Origin of the sequence: Nonlabens antarcticus (genome assembly GCF_015356755.1) — a bacterium.
GTDB lineage: Bacteria > Bacteroidota > Bacteroidia > Flavobacteriales > Flavobacteriaceae > Nonlabens > Nonlabens antarcticus.
Map to the genome: position 1 here is coordinate 266,776 of NZ_JADFCO010000065.1, position 21,303 is coordinate 288,078.

Sequence of the window (21,303 nt, forward strand, 5' to 3'; positions counted from 1 at the left end):
TCCCATTAAGCGAAAACTATTTTTTAATGAATTGATATTTAATGTCAAATCAGTTTTTACTCTCGTCAAAATCTAATTTGCTTTAAATTACCGCATTCTCAACTATATAATCAACGCACTAAAAAAGACCTGCGTTATGTTTAAATTTGGTACTTTAAAATAAGCGACCATGAATGATGCTGTTAAGCGTAATAATTTTATAGAAGATATTATAGATGAGGATCTTGAAAAAGGTCTTGATCAAAAGAAACTTAGATTTAGATTCCCACCAGAACCTAATGGATTTTTACATATAGGTCATGCAAGTGCTATTTGTTTAAACTTTGGCCTTGGTCAAAAATATGGGCAACCTGTTAATTTGAGATTTGATGACACAAACCCTGCAAAGGAGGAAGCAAAATTTGTGGACGCTATCAAGAATGATGTAGAGTGGTTGGGTTATGAGTGGGATACATTGTGCTATGCCTCAGATTATTTTCAGCAATTATATGATTGGGCAGTGCAACTAATTAGGGATGGAAAAGCTTACATAGATTCTCAATCCAGTGTTCTCATTGCAGAACAAAAAGGAACACCCACAGAACCTGGCATTGATGGTCCATTCAGGAATAGAAGTGTAGAAGAGAACCTTGCACTTTTTGAAGGAATGAAAAATGGTGAATACGGCGAATCGGAACATGTATTGCGTGCCAAAATCAACATGCAATCAACTAATATGTTGATGAGAGACCCTATTTTATATAGGGTTGTCGACCGTGCGCACCACCGTACAGGAACGGATTGGAAAATCTATCCCATGTATGACTGGACCCATGGAGAGAGTGATTACATAGAGCAGATCTCACATTCCTTTTGTACACTGGAATTTTTACCACATAGGGAATTGTATAACTGGTTTTTGGACCAAGTTGTAGACACAGAAAAAGTGCGTCCTAAGCAACGAGAATTTGCCAGACGTAATGTATCACATACGGTAACAAGCAAGCGAAAATTGCAGCAATTAGTAGAATCGGGTGTCGTAAACGGCTGGGACGACCCTAGAATGACAACCATATCAGGATTGCGCAGGCGTGGTTATACCGCAGATTCCATAAAGAACTTTGCCGAATCAATAGGTATTGCAAGACGTGAAAACCTTGTGGATATGAACCACCTGGAATACCACTTGAGGGAAGACCTCAATAAAAAGGCTGATCGCGTGATGTGTGTTTTAGATCCGGTAAAACTAGTTATCACAAATTATCCAGACGGTAAGTCAGAAATCATGGATGCAGAAAATAGCCAGGAAGATGAAACTCGCGGTTATCGTGAAGTGCCATTTTCTAAAGAACTTTATATAGAGCGTGAGGACTTTATGGAGTCTGCTAACAAGAAATATTTTAGACTGACCATAGGTAAAGAAGTACGTCTTAAAAATGCTTACATCATAAAAGGAGAATCCTGTGTAAAGGATGCAGATGGGAACATCACAGAAATCCACGCTACCTATGATCCTGATTCTAAAAGCGGCAGTGGTACAGAAGCGAGTATGCGTCGTGTAAAAGGAACGTTACACTGGGTGAGTAAAGAACACGCTGTACCTGTTGAGGTGCGCATGTACGATCGCTTATTCACGGTTCCATCACCAGATACTGATAAGGAAAAGGAGTTTATGGAATTTGTAAATCCAGATTCTTTGACCACAATTACAGCAATGTCAGAACCTGCGATGCAACATTTGAAAGTGGGTGATACTGTTCAATTTCAACGTTTGGGATATTTTTGTGTAGACCCAGACACGACTCAAGATCTCATGGTTTTCAATCGTACCGTTACCTTGCGCGATACTTGGGCTAAGGTGGAGAACCCTGATGATTAGTTAAAGACAGTTCGCTTTCGCGAAAGCGAAAAATACTTCATAACTTGTTGCAAATTCATCGATGAATTAACATGATATTAGTCTTATTACAAAAATTGGGAATGATTTAATACAATAACGGTGTAAGGTTAACGGCTCATTAACGATAGCCGTTATATCCCTATATTATCTTTGTTAGACAATTAATCAATTAATTATTATAAAATGGCAAAGTCAGGAAACGCACTAGTAGCATTATTAGCAGGAGCAGCAGTAGGTGCAGCAGCTGCATTATTATATGCCCCAGAATCTGGTGAAGAAACAAGAAAAAAAATAGGTAAGCAAGCAAAGAAAACGCAAGCTGATATTGAGAAATCCACACGTGATACTTATAACAATTTAGCTGGAAAAGCTTCTGAATTAAAAGGTAGCTTGAGTGAGCGTATTGAAAAAGCTCTTTCAAGTGCTTCTTATAAAGCAGATGATGCAATCGTTGCTTTAGAGGAAAAACTTGATCAATTGCGTTCAAAAAATGCAAAACATCAAAAGCCAGAATCTGTAAGTGAGGCTGCTAAAACTACAAGTGCTAAGGTAAACGTATAAATCAATAAGGGTTGAGCAAAACTATTAAAGAGAATTTTGAAGATCTATCAACGACAGGTCAACGTTATATTGAATCGTCGATTGCATTTTATAAATTAGATTTTTTTAAGAAAGCAATAACCGTGGCTGTTGATGGCTCACACAAGTTGATTCTTGCATTCTTTTTATTAATTGCTCTACTTTTTTTAAGTATAGCTGCTGGAATTTATATAGGTGGTTTACTTGATAGTTTACCATTAGGTTATTTAATTATAGGACTATTCTATATTTTCATTATGATAATATCTGCCTATACTTTAAAACCTATCTTAAGGAAGATTATCTTAAAGAGAGCTAGTATTTCCTATTTCAATGATAAAAAAAAGAAAGGCTTAGATGAATCTAAAAGTTTACAGTAGTTTCGAGCAAATCGATAGAGATTTAGAAATTCTTCAATTGGAGAAAAAAATCGACTACGAGAAAATGAAACTTGATTTGACTGATGTTAAGGAAAGTCTTTCCCCTTCTCATATAGCAAGTAATGCATGGGATAACTTGAGTCATAATGTTTTGAGTTTTACTCATAAATTATTAGGGAATTAGAAGTATTATTTACTCTATAATATAGAAAGCGCTGATCGTAAGATCAGCGCTTTTTTTATTGTAGGTATCTTTTATTTTCTAACCGAACATTATTGAATTCTATGCTGAGAGATTGCAAATATTAGATTTATAGTTAGACACAAATAAAACTAGAAACTCTCTCTGGGTAATTTTATTATAGTAGAATCTATTCTAATTTTTCTCTTCTGTTTTTCCTCTAATCTTAGGCCTTTCTCCTAGTTGAATAGTTCCGAAAGTACCAGTTTCCATTATCTCTTTAAATTGGTCAAAAGTATCCCAGAAGGATCTGCTCATGGTTCCAACTGCTATTTCCTCATCGATTACAGGTTTGAAGTAATTCCAAACGTAATTATCCTCGCCATAAGTTCCTCTTTGATGCCATAGAATAATCCAGGCCCTTGATTGCCATCCATGCTCTGCTGTAATTTCCATTAGTCTAGCTATATTCAAAGAATCTACTTTTTGCATGAGATCAGTTGTGGTTTCATTATATTTTGCTGCGGTTTGATGGAATAGAATCTTTTTAAATTCTTTTCCTTTTATCGTATCTTTTTCTTCTCGAGCTTTGCTGAAACCATCTCCCGCCTCTTGATAATCTTGTTCACTAATACCATCTAAATACATTCCTGTCTTACGAACAAATTGATCTCTAAATGTCAATTGCTCCACCTCATTGTATAAATCAATATTTTCAATCGAACTGAAATATTGCCGTCGCAAAATATTGTAATCTGCTATAATTGTTTTGTAAAAAGTTTCATTCTGAACGTTTTGAAAGCCATCAAATTCCCGCAGATATGACAAAGGTGCTCCAGCCTGTGTAACTCCCATTCTGATCCATTCATCTGCAACTTCCATTTTCCCTATTTTTATGGCACATTCTGCAGCGAGAAAATAGGACCTTCCAGAACTGGGCTTTATCAATTCTATCGCACTTCTATAAGTTTGGAGGGCAAGTTCACAGTTGCCGCTTTCTTTTTGATCATAAGCATCAAAGAGTAGCTCATCATGGATATCATATTTAGTTTGTGCATTGCTGTAAAACGAAAAAACTAAAAGAAGTAAAATGGAGTATTTCATGATGAGCTGATTTTAAGACCTTAAAGTTTAAATATATTGATAAAACCTCATGTACACATTCAGTATATTAATTAAACGATGGCACAAAAAAAACGCTAACCTCTCGATTAGCGCTTCAGTATAAATATAAAACTATCTAAGAATCAAACTGGTCATCCACATCGTCGTACCTGCTCTGATCAGGCATCGGTGGGGTTTCTTTTCTAGGTTTCTTTACGATTCCCTTGTCTTTATTTTCTTTTTTCATTTCTTCACCTATACGGGCACTAGCAGTAAAGCTGGCGATCATGTTGTTTAACATATCACTTCCGGCTTGTGGCGAGTTAGGCAATAGGATAAGGTTAGAGTTCGTGTGTTCACCTATGGATTGTAGTGTATCGTAGTGTTGAGTCACAACAATTAGCGCACTTGCTTCCTGTGAGTTGATCCCTACATTATTCAAGACATCCACAGACTCTTCTAAACCACGTGCGATCTCTCTTCGCTGGTCTGCGATACCTTGACCTTGAAGACGTTTAGATTCTGCTTCAGCGCGTGCCTTAGCAACGATTTTTATACGTTCCGCTTCTGCCTCATATTCTGCAGCAGTTTTCTCTCGTTCTGAAGCATTGATACGATTCATTGCAGCTTTTACCTGTACATCAGGATCAATGTCTGTAACAAGGGTTTTAATAATGTCATAACCGTAATCCATCATCGCTTCGTTGAGTTCACGTTTTACTGCAATAGCAATATCATCCTTTTTCTCAAAAACGAAATCCAGTTTCATTTTAGGAACTTCCGCACGTACTACATCAAATACATAAGCGGTAATTTGATCTGAGGAATTCTGAAGTCGGTAGAAAGCGTCATATAATTTTTCACGACGCACTTGAAATTGAACCGATATTTTTAAACGCACAAATACGTCATCCTTTGTTTTAGTTTCAACAATAACATCGAGTTGTTGAATTTTTAGATTGATTCGACCAGCGACTTTGTCGATTAATGGAATCTTCAATTGAAGCCCAGAATTGCGAATGCTTGTAAATTTCCCGAATCGTTCTATGATTGCCGCGGTTTGTTGTTTTACAGTAAAGAATACACTGAACAACATAATGAGACCGATTACAATTAGTACCGGTATAATAAATAATTCCATATTGATTTGTTTGAAGATGTCAAGATACAAATCATTAGTCTTAAGTTTAGCTTCTAAATAACAATTCATGAAACGCATTGTGATCTGCTTTCTTATGATCTACGCTCTAAATCAAGTTGATGCCCAGCGCTTTTCCAGTAAAATTAACCGATTAGGAGTAGGGGCAGATGCGACATTTTTGCAGCTGGAAAGTAATGCCATAAACAGTGAGGCTAAATTAGGATACGCGGGCTCTTTAGAAACCCGTGGTGAATTGAGCCGCAATTTCGACATCATTTATGCGATCGGTATTTTTAATCATAACCTATTATTGGAAGAGTTTGCAACTCCTGATCTTATAGAAGCCAGCATGCTGGGTGCAGAAGTGAAGTTGCTTTTTGCATACCGACCTTTCAAAAATGAATACATCACGATTGAAGCTGGCCCGGCGTTAATGCTCAACGGAGAGTTTAAACTGGATGATGTGGATAAATCTAGGTTTATAGGATCAGAAGTCTCGGTGTCCTTAGAAGAATTTCAGAAGACGAACCCGATAAACCTCAACGGAGTAATAGGCTTGTCTGCTGGTACAAACACTATCAGGGTTACCGCACATTATCACTATGCATTTTTTGACGCACTCGATAGTGTGGATACGACTGGGAAAGAGTTGGAAGGAAAATTAAGTTACCTGAGCGCCGGATTGCGATTTTACTTTTAGCCTAATGTTTTGTATGACTAGAATGATATGGGCGTGACCAGCAATCTTTCGCTTTAGGCTCAAGACAACCGGTCGGGCTTTACGTTACAAGTCCTCGAGCAATCGATAAAAAATCAATGGCCCTGTGGGCTTTCCACTACTATCCCTCACGCAAACCTTATTTCTTTGCTGGTTCTATTGTCATTGTTGCGGCACCGCTATGCATGCAGTGAAGGGTTTCTAAAAGGGAAATTAATACAACTATCGTATGAAAGGAGCTTTAAATTGTTTTGCTGGAAAGTGCTAGTGGTTCCTCGTCTAGAGTCCTGCATCCGACGAGTTTTATGAGAGGAATGCAAAGGACAGATTGGTCTCGCCATTAATGGCGATGCAATAGAGAGTGGTTGAAGTTTCACTAAGATTGATTGTAATCCAGAACTCAGACTAATATCAATGAATCTTCAACCTATCCGACCAAAGCTCGCTTTCACTCACTTTGCCCACCTTTCCTTTTTCTAGGAAAGGAGTTTTTTACTCATTTTCTGACACCATATTTACTCACTTCAGCGAGGCACGTTAGTTAACGGAGATTTTTTAACAAGGAAAAACACCTTGTTTCATAAGGTTAAGCTTAAGCCTACCATTATGAAAATGTAAAACTTGTGTTGCTGCAGTTGCGGGTTGTCATCTTTTCTAACCCAATTTCTCCATCGCAGTTTCAATACGAGCGATAGTTTCCTGCTTTCCTATTAGACTTGCAATTTCAAAAACGTCTGGTCCCATCAAGCTTCCCACAAGGGATAAACGCAATGGCATCATCACTTTCCCAAAACCTATTTCTTGTTCTTTAACCCATCCTTTAACGGCATCGCTCAAAGCTACAGCGCTATCATCTGTGGTGTTTTTCAGCACGGTGATCACGTTATTCATGATCTCGCTGGTGTCAGCTTTCCAAGATTTCCCGGCTGCTTTATCGTCAAATTCGGTGGGGGCGGTAAAGAAAAATCCTGCGAGTTCAAACAGATCTTCCACAAATACGGCGCGCTCTTTTACGAGACCCACCACGATGTTGACATAATCTTGGGATTTATACTCTATATTTTCACGTTGTAACGCTTTCGCGAAAGCGTCTCCCACCACAGCATCGTCCTGCTCCACAAACCATTGTTGCTGGAACCATTTTGTCTTATCAAAATCAAACTTTGCTCCAGAACTATTGACATGCTCCAAAGAAAATGCTTGAACCAACTCGTCAAGCGAGAAAATCTCCTGTTCCGTTCCTGGATTCCAGCCTAGAAAAGCTAGCATATTGATGACTGCTTCTGGCAAATAACCATCCTCGCGATAACCGCTGCTTTTCTCTCCGTTTTCAGGGTTCCATTCCAGCGGAAAAACGGGAAAGCCTAATTTGTCACCATCGCGTTTGCTCAATTTTCCTTTTCCACCAGGCTTCAAAATCAATGGTAAATGCGCAAATTTAGGAGCTTCCCACCCGAAGCTTTCGTACAGCAAAACGTGCAGTGCCATACTAGGCAACCACTCTTCACCGCGTATGACATGGGAGATTTCCATCTCGTGATCATCTACGATATTTGCGAGATGATAGGTAGGCATTTCGTCACTTTTGAACAGCACTTTATCATCTATCAAGGTCGTGTCGATCTCGATTCCCTTGCGTATCTCATCAAACATAAACAACGTCTTAGGCTGCGGTTTGAACCTGATCGTGTATTCATCACCACGATCTAGACGTTCTTTGACTTCGCTTTCAGTAAGCGTCAAGGAATTTGTGAAATCTAAACGGTTGTGGTGGTTGTAAATGAAGGTTAGTTTCTGAGCCTCCGTTTTTGTTCGGGCTTCCGCAAGTTCTTCAGCAGTGTCAAAAGCATAGTAAGCCGCACCGCTATCAATCAGTTGCAACGCATACTTCTTATAACGATCCTTGCGATCACTCTGTCGGTAAGGACCGTGGCCACCATCTTTTCCTGGGCCTTCATCAAAGGGAATGTTACACCAGTTTAAAGATTCAATAATGTAATCTTCAGCCCCTTCTACAAACCGATTCTGATCTGTATCTTCAATACGTAGGATGAATGTCCCGTTGTGTTTTTTGGCAAAAAGGTAATTGAATAAAGCGGTGCGCACACCACCTATATGTAATGGCCCGGTTGGGCTAGGAGCAAATCTTACACGTACATCAGCACTCATATCTTGGCATTTTTTAGTGGGTGCAAAGATAGGAATCCGCTAGTTGTGAAGAGAAGTTATGAGTTCAGATTTATGAGTTCAGAGTCGTTGCGTGTGAACCTGATAGAAAATGGTTATGGCTCATTGCCAAGAAACCCGCATCTGGAGAAGCTTTTTTACGATAGGAATGTATAGGACAGATTGATTTCGCATTGTATGGCTAAGCAATCGGGAGTGGATGATGTTGCAAGAGGCTTGTTCTAAACCCAAAGGTTAACTTAGGTTTTGTGGAACTTCAACCTATCCGACCAAAGCTCTCTATCGCTTACTTTGCCCACCTTTCCGGTTTCTCGGAAAGGAGCTTTTACACTTTTACTCTACGTTTTCATAGGGTTAGGTTTCAGCCTACCCCTATGAAAAACGAATGGATCTATGGATTAAACTGTAGTTTGTAGCCCCACCACTTAGTGTGGAATATGCTTGTTTATTAGCGAAAACCTAAGCGGCGGGAGCATTGTAACAATCCGCATGGGAGGATGACCATATCTCAATTGAGGATTGTACTGTTTAATGACTTATAAAATAATAGGACATGGGCTAAGCGGTAAGATATTTGAGGTGTAAAATGACGAAGAATATGCCGACTAAAATAATAGCAACAGAATATTGTTATTTATACAAATAGCTGTCTTTCAGATTAGGTCGAGAGGGATTTTGGTAAATTACTTTTATTCTCGTAAAGCATTAATTCGAAAGTAAACTGCGTGAGATATAGAAGTGGACGGCCCACAGCGTTGTTGATTTTTCATGGGTAAGGCGAGAACTTGAAACAATAGAGGAACCACCTATCTGAAGCGGAGACGAAAGGTTGCGCTCATGCCCAAATAATGGTTAATTTAGAAGATTAAATAATTTTTGCTAACCGTTAAATCAATGGACTCAACATTTTTAAATTGATCGCACCATAAAACATTATAACAACGTCCATGACCAACTTTGAAATCATAGAGTCTAAACTCAACAAATTTATACGTAAATATTACGTGAATGAGTTGATTCGTGGTGTGATTTTGTTTTTTGCAATCGGGCTGTTGTACTTTATTTTGGTTTCGGGAATTGAATATTTCTTTTGGCTCAACAAGACGGGAAGAACTATTCTTTTCTGGAGTTTTGTGGCGGTAGAAATTGGGTTGTTGATCAAGTTTGTGGCGTTTCCTATAGCGCGATTGGTAAAGTTATTTTCTGGGATCGATTTCAGGGATGCAAGTACCATGATCGGGACGTATTTCCCTGAAGTTTCTGATAAGTTGATTAATGTGTTGCAGTTGCACAGCACGGGTGGTGATGACGAGTTGACCTGGGCGAGCATCAACCAGAAGAGCGAGTCGCTCAAGCCCATCCCATTTAGTCTGGCGATTGATTTCAAAAAGAACAGCCATTATTTAAAGTATCTGGCGATTCCTGTGGTTATAATTGCCGCACTTATTTTTACCGGTAACAACAATGTGATCACTTCCAGCGCCTCTCGTGTGGCAGATTATCAGAACGATTACGTCCCGCCAGCTCCTTTTAGTTTTGAGATTTTAAATAAGGATCTTAAAGCACTCCAAAACAAGCCTTTTGTACTGGATATAAAGGTTTCAGGAACAAAGTTACCAGAAAACGCTTCCATTAATTACAATGGCCAAAACTATTTTCTAATCCAAAACAGTCCGGAATCTTACAGCTTCACCTTTGACCGTCCCGCTGACGACACTGCGTTTTATTTCACTGCAAATGATGTACGCAGTGTCGATTATCAGCTCCTTGTCAACGCTGTTCCCACGATCCGCAGTTTTGAGCTTATGCTGGATTACCCTGCCTACACCGGGAAAAAGGATGAAGTTGTCAAGAGTACGGGAAATGCGCTCGTGCCTGCAGGAACGCAAATTACATGGCGGGTTGATGCGATTGCGGCAGACCTGGTTCAATTCAGAACGGAGCAGAAAAATTACAATTTTGATGTGATTGATGGGAAGTTCGCTTTCGCGAAAGCGATCTCACAACAAACTTCATACACCATCGCAACCTCTAATGAATACGTTCGAGATTATGAAAAGCTAGACTTCAACATAGAGGTTATTGCAGATGAATATCCAGAATTAGCAATGGAAATGAAGCGTGATTCCATTGATGAGCGTACGCTTTATTTTAAAGGTCAAGCTGCGGACGATTATGGCATTCGTCGTTTGCAAATGGTATATTATAAAAATGATGATCCGTCCAACAAGAAAACGTTATCACTTACCAATTCTGGCGGAACTTTTCAGCAATTTCTTCAAGAATTCCCGGCAAATTTGCCATTAGAGCCCGGAAATGCGTATAGTCTCTATTTTGAAGTTGTAGATAACGATGCGGTACATAATTATAAGTCGGTTAAATCGGAAGTGTACTCGTATAACAAACCTACTGCAGATAAAGAACAGGAATTACGGTTGCAGCAACAAAAGGAATCCTTATCAAATCTTGAAAAGGCATTAAAGGAACAAGAAAAAAATCAGGAGGACATTAAGGAATTATCACAGGAACAGATTGAGAAGGATTCCCGCAGTTTTAGTGATAAGAAAAAGCTGGATCAGGCATTGAAAAATCAACAAAATCAGGAGCAGCAAATCCGCAAGCAGATTAATAAACTGGACAATCAGCTGGAAAAGTCAGGTGCGCAGGAGAATGAAAAGAAGCAACAACTTCAAGACCGACTAAAGGAAACTGCAGCCGATTCTAAGAAGAATGAGGAACTTCTTAAGAAATTAGAAGAGTATCAAGACAAGATATCTAAGGAAGAATTACAGGAACAATTAGAACAAACCCAACAAAATACAAAGCAACAGCAACGCAGTTTGCAGCAATTGCTGGAGCTTACTAAGAGGTATTATGTATCCCAAAAATATGATCAGTTAGGAAAGAAGCTGCAAGAAATTGCTGAGCGGCAAGATGACCAATCAAAGAAAACAGATGCCAACAATAAGAAGGCCGAGCAAGATGCCTTAAATGCAGAATACAAGGCATGGGAAGCCGAATTGCGGGAGCTTGAAAAGGAGAATAATTCATTAAAAAAATCCATGGATCTAGAGTTTGATCCACAGGAATCAGATGCGATCAAGTCTGACCAAAAAGACGCTAGTGATAAGTTGGGCCAACAAGACGCGAAAAAGGCACAACCAAAACAGAAAAGTGCCGCACAGAAAATGCGCCAACAGGCTGCAGCTATGAATCAGGACATGGCTCAAATGGAAGGGGAGCAAATTGAGGAGGATCTTGAAATGTTGCGACAGGTTCTAGATAATCTTGTTGTGTTTTCTGAACGACAGGAAGACGTGTTAATGGCAGTGAAAGCAATGAAAAGAAATAGTCCGAATCTGAGTAAAAGTCTAAAAGCACAGAAGGAACTAGAGTCTTCTTTTAAACATGTTGACGATAGTTTGTTTGCGCTGTCTTCCCGCAATGCTAAGATTGGGAAAGAGGTGAACAAGCAAGTTTTAGAAGTATATTACTATATGGAAAAGTCATTGGATCAATTAGCAGATCTTGACTTGAACCGTGGGCAAATTTCGCAACAGTCTTCCCTTCAGGGATCCAACGAACTAGCCGTTATTTTAAGTCAGCTGCTAGATGCCGAAAATGACGCAAGTATTTCTGGCAAGCCGAATAAATCGGGTCAAGGAGCTGGATTTCAATTGCCTAATATAATAGAACAACAAGAAAGCCTGAAAAAGGATGGTGAGGGAAAAGAAGGCAAACAAGGGAATAAAGGAAGTCAACCCAGTCAAGGAAGTCCTGGGCTATCCCGTAAAGAAGGGTCTGAAGGGAAAAAAGGGGAATCGGGCAAGTCAGGTCAGAAGGGGATAGAAGGAAGTGCAGGCGCTCAAGGTCAAGGTTCGCAAGGATCATCAGGACAAACAGGGTCTGGAGGTAAATCTGGTGAGAATGGCAGCAACGGAAAAGGCGGTAAGAATGGAACTGATGGGCAATCTGGGCAAGGGTCTGAAGGTTCAGATGGAAAGAATGGCTCCGGTGCTGGTACTGGAACAGATCGGAAAGAAGGTCAGCAATCCTACAGGGAAAGTGAAGAAGAAAGTGAACGGATTTATCAGATTTACAAGCAGCAACAACAATTGAGAGATCAACTGGAAAACATGATTATCAATGAAGGTCTGCAGAAGAAAGTAGATGACATCACCGGCGAAATGAAAGGTGTAGAGCGCAAGTTACTGGATCAGGGTTTTGATCGAGAGGTCCAAAACAGAATGACTAAAATTATTCATGATTTGATGAAGCTGAAGGACGCTAACCTAGAACAGGGGGAGGAGCAACAGAGGAAGTCTATTTTTAATCAAAATGAGTTTGTAAATCCGCTCAAATCAGATCCCGCCGTTATAGAACGTTATTTCAACAATAAAGAGATACTCAATCGACAAGTATTACCTTTGCAGCCGCAATACCGCAGCAAGGTCAAGGAATACTTTAAGACAAATGATTGATTTTTCTTCACAAACCGATTTCGATTTAACCGAAGTTAGAAAGCATGGCGACTGGCTCACCTCTGTAGCCGATTCTTATGATGCCATGATTGAATCTTTGGGGTATGTTTTTTGTGATGATGAATACCTGCATTCTTTAAATGTACAGCACTTAGACCACGATACGTTAACAGACATAATCACTTTCGATTACGGCACGGAAGATGTTTTAGAGGGAGAGCTATATATCAGTATTGATCGCGTCAGGGAAAATGCGGTAGAATTCGGTCAAGAATTTGAAGAAGAATTGCGCCGGGTCATGGTTCACGGAATCTTGCATATGCTGGGTTTTGGAGATCATACTAAGGAAGACAAACACAAAATGAGATTGCTTGAAGATGAAAACATCAAGTTGTTTCACGTGAAACAATAGAATATGTTCCAAGAAGAATATGATGTAATTGTAGTAGGAGCAGGACACGCTGGAAGCGAGGCCGCGGCAGCCGCAGCCAATATGGGTGCGTCCACATTGCTTGTTACAATGAATTTACAAACGATCGGTCAAATGTCTTGTAATCCTGCTATGGGCGGTATTGCAAAAGGACAGATTGTTCGTGAGATTGATGCCTTAGGTGGATTGAGCGGAATCGTTAGCGATAAGAGTGCGATTCAGTTTAAGATGTTGAATAAATCTAAAGGCCCAGCAATGTGGTCACCGCGTACACAAAACGACCGGATGCGTTTTGCTGAAGAATGGCGATTGCAATTAGAAGCTATACCCACTCTAGATTTTTATCAGGAAATGGTTTCTGGGTTGTTAATTGAAAACGGGAAAATAGCAGGTGTCAAATCGTCACTTGGTTTGCCTATTCGAGGAAAATCTGTAGTACTTACCAATGGAACTTTCCTAAATGGATTGATTCACATTGGTGAAAAACAGTTTGGCGGCGGTAGAGCAGGGGAACGAAATAGTACCGGAATTACAGAGCAACTTATCGATCTAGGTTTTGAATCTGGAAGGATGAAAACGGGTACGCCACCGCGAGTTGATGGTAGATCTTTAGACTATTCCAAGATGTCTGTGCAACCTGGAGATATTGACGTTTCTAAATTTAGCTATACCAATAAATCGAGCAAACTTACGCAACAGCGCGATTGCCATATGACTTATACGAGTCCGCTGGTTCATGATTTGTTGCGGGAAGGTTTCGATCGCAGCCCTATGTTCAATGGTAGGATTCAATCAGTTGGGCCGCGATATTGTCCTTCTATTGAGGATAAGATCGATCGCTTTGCAGACAAGGACCGTCATCAAATGTTTATTGAACCGGAAGGATGGGATACTGTTGAGGTTTATGTGAACGGTTTTAGCACTTCGTTGCCTGAAGATGTCCAGTTCAAAGCACTCCGTTCTGTAGTTGGTTTTGAGAAGGTCAAGTTCTTCCGTCCTGGTTATGCAATCGAGTACGATTATTTTCCTCCTACGCAACTGAAGCATACACTGGAAACTAAGATCGTAGAGAATTTATATTTTGCCGGCCAGATTAATGGAACTACTGGTTATGAAGAGGCTGCATCGCAGGGATTAATGGCTGGGATTAACGCAGTTCGTAAAATACGAGAGGAAGAATCTTTTATTCTGCGCAGGGATGATGCTTACATAGGAGTTCTAATTGATGATTTAATTACTAAAGGAACTGAAGAACCTTACAGAATGTTTACTTCCAGAGCAGAATACAGAACCCTTTTGCGTCAGGATAATGCCGATATGCGTTTGACGCCTCGTGCTTACGATTTAGGAATTGTAAATGCGGAACGCTTAAAGCTAGTCGAGCGTAAAGAGGAAGAAACAGAAAACATGCTCCAATTCTTGAGAAACACGAGTTATGATTTCCCGGAGATGAATGAGCTTTTGAATGAAAAGAACACCGCCGAGGTTACCCAAAACGATAAATACTTTAAAGTTTTTTCAAGACCTCAAATAGGCTTGAGTGATATCAGAAGATTTGACGACGTGGAGAATTATATACAGGAACACGATCTGGATGAAGATATTTTAGAGCAGGTTGAGGTACAAGTAAAGTATTCTGGATACATAGAAAAGGAGAAGAATAATGCAGATAAGTTGAATCGATTAGAGGATATTAAAATTCCGTCTGGGTTTGATTTTAGCAATATTCAATCGATTTCTATAGAGGCTCGACAGAAGCTGAAAGCGGTACAGCCCGTTACCATTTCACAAGCTTCCAGAATTTCAGGGGTGAATCCTAGCGATATTTCGGTGTTGTTAGTACATATGGGCAGATAGTTTCACGTGAAACAATGATTGATAAAACCACAAAACAGCTTTCTACACAGGATTACTTCCTTACTAAAGAAGCGTTCGAAATTTTCAGAACTAAAATTCCTGGAGTTTTAAAAACAGACCCTCAGCCAGTAGATCTAGAAAAATACTACGACACTGACGACTATTTATCCCATGATGATTCCGATGGATCCTTGTTTGCAAGATTGTATCGCTTTGCGCGAAAAAGAAACATCCACTCAAAATTTAAACTAATTTCCAGCTATAGCGATGACGGAGCTATTCTGGATATAGGAGCAGGGAATGGAGAGCTGGTTCGGTACCTAAAGGAAAAACATTTAGACGCACAAGGTTACGAGCCTAGTGCAGCTGCAAGAAAGGTAGCTTACAGAAAAGGGGTAGATTTATGGGATTATTTACCAGTGAGTAAAAAATCTCATTATAAAGTGATTCAGATGTTCCATGTCCTAGAACATATTCCAGATCCGGAGAAAATGATAACCGATTTATATTCCATGCTGCAAGAAAATGGGATTCTAATAATCGCGTTGCCAAATTATAAATCTTGGGATGCTTCTTTCTTTAAGACTTATTGGGCAGGGTACGATGTGCCTAGACATTTATTTCACTTTGATCAAAAGGGAATAGAAAACTTAATCAAAGATCATTTTGAACTTCAAAACACAAAGCCGATGTGGTGGGATAGTTTTTACGTTTCAATTCTTTCGGCTCGATATAAGAAATTACCAATACCTATGATTTCTGGAGGTTTTGTGGGTTTGATATCAAATCTTGTTGCAATGTTCACTTCCCAGCCCTCTTCACGCATCTATATCTTCCAAAAACGAAATTAAAGCCGTTTTAAGAGACTATTTAGCGATCGGCATTATCTTATATTAAAAAAATTATGAACCGACCGCAGAAGGCGTTAATTTTAAGTAGTTATTTATAGAATTATCTGATAATGCACAGTTATGCTATAGATACCATTGATTGTGTCCAGTACAGTCCAAAAACCGACAGCAAAAAGTAAATCGCAATTCTAGCAGATCCCACGTAATCTTTTACCATGCGCAATCCAAAAAGTAGCATTGTAAATAAAATGCTAGAGGCAATTAATGCATAAACCGAAAATACATAGCTCTCATTTACTATTATATCCCAAATACCTAAACCAGTCAATGTGCTAATAATTACTTCCAAGCCTAATATAAATACAATCACGGGTGTAATTGCTTTAGCTATAAATGTAGATTGAAACATTTTGCTATAAAATTCTAATTGAGCTTTCCAATCATTAATCTTCTCATAAGCTGAAAATAAATAGGTAATTAAAATGAAGCAAAGAATTATAATGGGTCCTATATCAGGAATATTCATGTTAAATTGAAATTTTGAACAAGTATAGGAAGGAATGGGTTATTTTCTGTACTTAACTAGATTACAGACTCTTTTAATCGGTATTTAAACTGCTTTGTGTAGAATTTTAGTCATTCCTATGCTCAGATCAGTAAAAACTATTTTTGCATTTGCATTCCTGTCAATGTGCATAAGCGCAGTTTCTAAGGACTCAGCGATTTCCGTAATACGGTGTCCATCAATGAAAGCTGCAAATTTACTAAGGTCAAAATTTGTCTTAGTTTGAAAATAAACAGCGCTGGTAGCTTTATAATTGGTTAACATGGCCTGTCGGAAAAATTCTAAGGAGAATAGCAGAAACCTTTTTTGAATTTCTCGATTAGTGCCCGCAATGGTTTCTGCCCATTCAATCAAGCCCATTATAGCGCTGGGTTTGCCCTTAGCGCTGAAAGCTGTCCGTACCCATGTGACAAACCATTCTTCAAACTGCAGATCTTCTGTGGTATTTTGAAGAAGTTTTAAAGCACGACCATAACTTCCATTTGCTTGTCTAGCCACCATGTTTGATTCATGTTCAGAAGCTTGTGCTGAATTGCGCAGTGATGCAGCAATGGCCGCAGTGGATAATTTAGGAATATGCAGCACCTGACACCTGGAGCGGATCGTATTTATAATTTGGTTCTCATCTTCCGTAATTAGTATCAAAACAGTACCAGATGGTGGTTCTTCAATTAGCTTTAGCAGTTTATTTGAAGCAGCATTATTCATCATTTCTGCACCCCAAATGATGCATATTTTTGCACCGCCTTCATAGGACTTTAAGCTCAGTTTCCTGCTAATCTCTGCTGCTTCATGCACCCGTATCTCACAAGATTTTTTTTCTATGTCGGCCGTTTGATACCAGTCTTCCATAGCACCGTATGGATTCTCAGAAATAAAAGTTCTCCACTGTTCTATAAAGTCATCAGCGACAGGCTTAGTAGAAGATTGCGGAGTAGAAGCAACGGGATAGGCAAAGTGCAAATCTGGATGGGAAACTTGTTGAACTCTTTTAAGACAGCTTGATTCTTGATCCTTACATAGGATCAGACTCGCATAATACATCGCGAGCGGGAGTGCACCGCTGCCAGAAGGCGCCACAAAAAGCTGAGCATGCGCAATACGGTTGTTTACCACCGTTGTCTGAAGGTGTTTCTTCAAATGTTCCAAACCTACAATCTTGTCCTCTTGCATGGTGCAAAGATATAGGTCTGATCAAGAGGTTGAGCCATATCTGTTATATTTGTCTTTCTCAAAAAAAAGAAGAATATGAATATCGATAATATATCATTTGAAAATAAAAAAGCGCTCATACGTGTTGACTTTAATGTACCGTTGAATGATAACGAGGAAGTTACAGATGATACCCGCATACGAGCTGCAAAGGACACGATTATTCATGTTCTGGAACACGGCGGCTCTGTTGTTTTAATGTCACACTTAGGCAGGCCTGAAGGAAAAAGAGAAGAAAAATATTCTTTAAAACACGTGATTGATACAGCATCTGATATTCTAGGCGTACAAGTCCAATTTATTGATGATTGTGTAGGTGATGCGGTTAAGAAAAAAACAGCGGCCTTACAGCCTGGAGAGATGTTACTGCTAGAAAACCTTAGGTTTCATAAAGAAGAAACTGCGGGTAGCGATCGTTTTGCTAAGGAATTATCAGAATTAGGAGATGTCTATATCAATGACGCATTTGGTACCGCGCACCGTGCACATGCTTCTACAACAGTGGTCGCTAAGTACTTCAAAGAAAAGTGTTTTGGAAAACTGATGTTACGCGAGATCGAAAGCTTGAAAAAAGTTCTTGAAACTCCAGAAAAACCAGTGGTAGCAATTCTAGGCGGAGCTAAGGTGTCTTCAAAAATTACCGTGATAGAAAATATCCTAGAAAAAGTAGATCACCTCATTCTTGCAGGTGGTATGGCTTATACATTTATCAAGGCTCAAGGGGGGCATATAGGAGAATCTCTTGTTGAAATAGATAAGCAGAAAATGGCTTTGGATATTCTCAAAAAAGCCAAAGCCCTAAACACTCAAATTCACTTACCGGTAGACGCCATTACAGCAGACGCGTTTTCTGAAAATGCAACCCGTGATATTTCTCCAATAGATGACATTCCAGACGGCTGGATGGGTTTAGATATAGGAGAGGAGTCCAGAGTAATCTTTTCAGAAGTAATTAAAAAATGCAAAACTATTCTATGGAATGGACCAGCAGGTGTTTTTGAAATGGAACCCTTTGCTCAAGGAACCATTGCTCTAGGGAACGCAGTGGCAGAGGCTACTTCAAATGGCGCCTTTTCTTTAGTAGGCGGCGGTGATTCTGTCAGTGCGGTGAAACAATTTGGTTTTGAAGATAAAGTAAGTTATGTTTCTACTGGTGGCGGCGCGATGCTGGAAATGCTAGAAGGGAAAACATTGCCGGGAATTAAGGCTATAAAAGGATGATAGTGGCAAGAACCTTGATGAATAGCAAGCGATGAGAAAAATAAAAATAAGTACAGCGATAGCACTTCTTTTTTGCACACTGACGTTTGCCCAAGAACAGGCGTCATTTGAGGCTGTTAAAAAGGATACGTTGCATGTTAAAGTCCTAGAAGGTCAATTAGTAGTTGCGCCCCTGACAGCAGGTGATACACTAGGCTTGATTACATATCCTCAAGTAGATATATACGATCAGGAGTTTTTAGACTTGCTCTACACTCATGATGGTTTTGACTATATGTTTGATGATGTGGGTGCCATTAATAACGATCAGTTATTAGACAATACATTACCTACAGATACACTCAAGGCTCGATTAAAGAGGATTAACGAGAGTACTCCATTTCAAATCGATTATAATCCCGTACTAGAGCAATTGATCAAGAAAAAGCTTAGCTACAAGAGGGTTTACATGGAACGTCTTATGACCTTGAGCGATTACTATTTTCCCATGTTTGAAGAACAATTGGATCGCTTTGACATCCCGCTAGAGATGAAATATCTAGCCGTGGTAGAAAGCGCACTGGATCCTAGAATACGCAGCAGAGCGGGCGCTACTGGTTTATGGCAGTTTATGTTACCTACCGGTCGTGCGATGGGACTCGAGATTGATTCTTACGTTGATGAACGTATGGATCCTGTAAAATCAACTATTGCCGCAACTAAATATCTCAATTATCTATATGATATGTACAACGATTGGGATCTGGCACTGGCAGCTTACAATTCTGGAGCAGGTAATGTGAATAAAGCGATCCGACGCAGTGGTGGAAAGAAAAACTACTGGAATTTACGACCTTATCTTCCACGGGAGACGGCAGATTATGTACCACAATTCCAGTCCATATTGTATTTGTATACGTATGCAAAAGAGCATGGTTTTAAACCGCAGCGTACGCCTAGATTACGTATAGGAACAGATACAGTTCAAGTTAAGAACAAGATTAGTTTTGCCCATATTTCAAAAGCTTTGGATCTGGATGCCGAAACTATAAAATTTCACAATCCCAGTTATAAATTAGATGTGATCCCGGTTATTGATGGGAAACCTCAATTTTTAAGGTTGCCGTATAAAGAGATGATGGACTTTGTTAGTAATGAGAAAAAAATTTACGCTTTCGCGAAAGCGGAATTAGATGACGTAGAACAGCCCAGTCCAGAATTATTAAAACCTCAAACTAATACTTACTATACCGTACGAAGCGGTGATTTTTTAGGAAGAATCGCTCAAAAATATGGGGTCACCATAAGCCAGATCAAACGCTGGAATGGTATGCGTGGCAACAGGCTCAAAATAGGGCAACGCATTAAAATTGTATCACGTGGTACCGCTGTCGCGACTACTGCAAAGTCAAAGACGTACAGGGTGCGTAATGGCGATAGTTTATGGGAAATTTCCAAAAAATATGGATTGAGCATCAATCAAATCAAGAAATTGAACCCTATAAAGTCAAAAGATCTTCAACCGGGCATGACTCTTGTGTTAAAATAATTCTATGAAACATCTCTATTATATTTTAACCTTATCGTTCGTATTTATCTCTTGTAACGAGAAATCTGTCATTATAAATGATAGTGCTGGCCGCTTGAATGATATTCTTGTCGTAATTGATAATGATAACTGGGATGGTCAGATAGGCGATAGCGTCAGGGCAGTTTTAGCGCGTCCTATCGATGGAATTGTAAGAGAGGAGCCTATGTTTTCATTAAATCAGGTGAAGCCCCAATCTTTTCAAGGGATGCTCAAGAAATCTAGAAACTACCTTTTTATTCAAAAATCAGATAGTGCTGGCGTCGCGATTAGAAATGATAAATATGCAAGACCGCAGTTAGGAATAATTGTGAGAGGTTCAAATGCTGCTGAGATATCTCGCGTTTTAGGGGAGAATGCTGACGAGATCATCCGGATTTTTAATGACAGTGAAATCGCAGAAAAGCAGCGACTGATTCGTAAGGTAAAATTGAACACAGACCAGATTACAGATCGATTTGGGATTATTATTAACGTTCCTCAGGCCTATAGGTATGCAAGTATGGAAGATCCAGACTTTACCTGGTTGCGACGAGATATTGTTGAGGGAACCATGGATATCATGATATATGAGGTGCCTTTAAAGGAAATTACTCGTGATAGTGCTGTCGTAAAAGACATTGTAAGGGTACGTGATTCTGTAGGAGGGATGAAAATACCGGTGGATAACGGTATTTTTCAAACAGAGAATGCATTTTCTCCATTTGTGAATGAAACGCAAATAGATGGTGCTTTTGCTTTTGAGACTAAAGGAACTTGGGAGGCTAAAAATAAGTTTATGGCCGGTCCGTTTGTAAACTATGCTGTTTACAATAAACAAAAAAATAACTGGTTGATTATTGAGGGCTTCGTTTCTGCTCCTAATGCTAGTCAGCGCAACTATCTCTTTGAGCTGGAAGCTATCTTGAAAAGTATTGAATTTAAGAAGACTAGTTCTTAACTCACAGTAA

The 21,303-nt window shown here is 39.4% G+C and carries 17 protein-coding genes; 12 read left to right on the top strand and 5 right to left on the bottom strand.

Annotated elements, in window-relative coordinates; all coding sequences use genetic code 11:
* Positions 1-169 precede the first annotated feature (169 nt).
* The 4 genes from IQ282_RS09335 to IQ282_RS15095 all read left to right on the top strand — a co-directional run bounded on the left by IQ282_RS09335 (position 170) and on the right by IQ282_RS15095 (position 3,022).
* Complete coding sequence (locus IQ282_RS09335) at positions 170-1,858, top strand: glutamine--tRNA ligase/YqeY domain fusion protein (protein ID WP_194851593.1); 1,689 nt, start codon at positions 170-172, stop codon at positions 1,856-1,858.
* Positions 1,859-2,062: 204 nt separating this feature from the next.
* Positions 2,063-2,440, top strand: a complete 378-nt coding sequence (locus IQ282_RS09340) for a YtxH domain-containing protein (RefSeq protein ID WP_194851594.1) — start codon at positions 2,063-2,065, stop codon at positions 2,438-2,440.
* 11 nt (positions 2,441-2,451) lie between these two features.
* Entirely contained in the window at positions 2,452-2,838 is a 387-nt protein-coding gene (locus IQ282_RS09345; RefSeq protein ID WP_194851595.1) for a hypothetical protein, read from the top strand.
* A complete protein-coding gene (locus IQ282_RS15095; RefSeq protein WP_394355199.1) occupies positions 2,816-3,022 on the top strand; it encodes a DUF6327 family protein in 207 nt (68 codons plus the stop codon). The genes IQ282_RS09345 and IQ282_RS15095 overlap by 23 nt, the downstream gene beginning before the upstream one ends.
* A 192-nt stretch (positions 3,023-3,214) precedes the next feature.
* Here IQ282_RS15095 and IQ282_RS09350 read toward each other — a convergent pair whose 3' ends face one another.
* A complete protein-coding gene (locus tag IQ282_RS09350; RefSeq protein ID WP_194851596.1) occupies positions 3,215-4,123 on the bottom strand; it encodes a hypothetical protein in 909 nt (302 codons plus the stop codon).
* Positions 4,124-4,259: 136 nt separating this feature from the next.
* Entirely contained in the window at positions 4,260-5,264 is a 1,005-nt protein-coding gene (locus IQ282_RS09355; protein ID WP_194851597.1) for an SPFH domain-containing protein, read from the bottom strand.
* A gap of 67 nt (positions 5,265-5,331) precedes the next feature.
* Here IQ282_RS09355 and IQ282_RS09360 point away from each other — a divergent pair, with 67 nt between their 5' ends.
* Positions 5,332-5,964 (top strand): hypothetical protein, encoded by a 633-nt coding sequence (locus IQ282_RS09360; RefSeq protein WP_194851598.1) that lies wholly within the window; start codon positions 5,332-5,334, stop codon positions 5,962-5,964.
* Positions 5,965-6,636: 672 nt separating this feature from the next.
* Here the strand turns inward: IQ282_RS09360 and gltX are convergent.
* The gene (gene gltX, locus IQ282_RS09365) at positions 6,637-8,151 is read right to left on the bottom strand and encodes a glutamate--tRNA ligase (RefSeq protein ID WP_194851599.1); all 1,515 of its coding nucleotides are present in this window, start codon (positions 8,149-8,151) and stop codon (positions 6,637-6,639) included.
* A 965-nt stretch (positions 8,152-9,116) separates the two neighbouring features.
* Here gltX and IQ282_RS09370 point away from each other — a divergent pair.
* Genes IQ282_RS09370 through IQ282_RS09385 form a run of 4 tightly spaced genes read left to right on the top strand, consistent with a single transcriptional unit; the run spans position 9,117 to position 15,788 of the window.
* Positions 9,117-12,650, top strand: a complete 3,534-nt coding sequence (locus IQ282_RS09370) for a DUF4175 family protein (RefSeq protein ID WP_194851600.1) — start codon at positions 9,117-9,119, stop codon at positions 12,648-12,650.
* Positions 12,643-13,062 carry an rRNA maturation RNase YbeY gene (gene ybeY / locus IQ282_RS09375; RefSeq protein WP_194851601.1) on the top strand — a complete coding sequence of 140 codons (420 nt, stop codon included), beginning with the start codon at positions 12,643-12,645 and terminating at the stop codon, positions 13,060-13,062. The genes IQ282_RS09370 and ybeY overlap by 8 nt, the downstream gene beginning before the upstream one ends.
* Before the next feature lie 3 nt (positions 13,063-13,065).
* Positions 13,066-14,937 carry a tRNA uridine-5-carboxymethylaminomethyl(34) synthesis enzyme MnmG gene (gene mnmG / locus IQ282_RS09380; RefSeq protein WP_194851602.1) on the top strand — a complete coding sequence of 624 codons (1,872 nt, stop codon included), beginning with the start codon at positions 13,066-13,068 and terminating at the stop codon, positions 14,935-14,937.
* Between the two features lie 14 nt (positions 14,938-14,951).
* A complete protein-coding gene (locus tag IQ282_RS09385; protein WP_194851603.1) occupies positions 14,952-15,788 on the top strand; it encodes a class I SAM-dependent methyltransferase in 837 nt (278 codons plus the stop codon).
* Between the two features lie 118 nt (positions 15,789-15,906).
* On the opposite strand, the gene IQ282_RS09390 is transcribed toward IQ282_RS09385, so the two are convergent.
* Entirely contained in the window at positions 15,907-16,314 is a 408-nt protein-coding gene (locus IQ282_RS09390) for a DoxX family protein (protein WP_194851604.1), read from the bottom strand.
* Between the two features lie 84 nt (positions 16,315-16,398).
* Positions 16,399-17,526, bottom strand: a complete 1,128-nt coding sequence (locus IQ282_RS09395) for a DNA polymerase III subunit (protein ID WP_194851605.1) — start codon at positions 17,524-17,526, stop codon at positions 16,399-16,401.
* Between the two features lie 75 nt (positions 17,527-17,601).
* On the opposite strand from IQ282_RS09395, the gene IQ282_RS09400 reads away from it, so the two are divergent.
* The 3 genes from IQ282_RS09400 to IQ282_RS09410 are packed head-to-tail and all read left to right on the top strand — an operon-like array spanning position 17,602 to position 21,293.
* A complete protein-coding gene (locus IQ282_RS09400) occupies positions 17,602-18,786 on the top strand; it encodes a phosphoglycerate kinase (protein ID WP_194851606.1) in 1,185 nt (394 codons plus the stop codon).
* A gap of 31 nt (positions 18,787-18,817) precedes the next feature.
* Positions 18,818-20,314: a LysM peptidoglycan-binding domain-containing protein gene (locus IQ282_RS09405; protein ID WP_194851607.1), complete on the top strand. Its 1,497-nt coding sequence runs from the start codon at positions 18,818-18,820 to the stop codon at positions 20,312-20,314.
* Positions 20,315-20,318: 4 nt separating this feature from the next.
* The gene (locus IQ282_RS09410) at positions 20,319-21,293 is read left to right on the top strand and encodes a DUF4837 family protein (protein ID WP_194851608.1); all 975 of its coding nucleotides are present in this window, start codon (positions 20,319-20,321) and stop codon (positions 21,291-21,293) included.
* Positions 21,294-21,303: the final 10 nt, after the last annotated feature.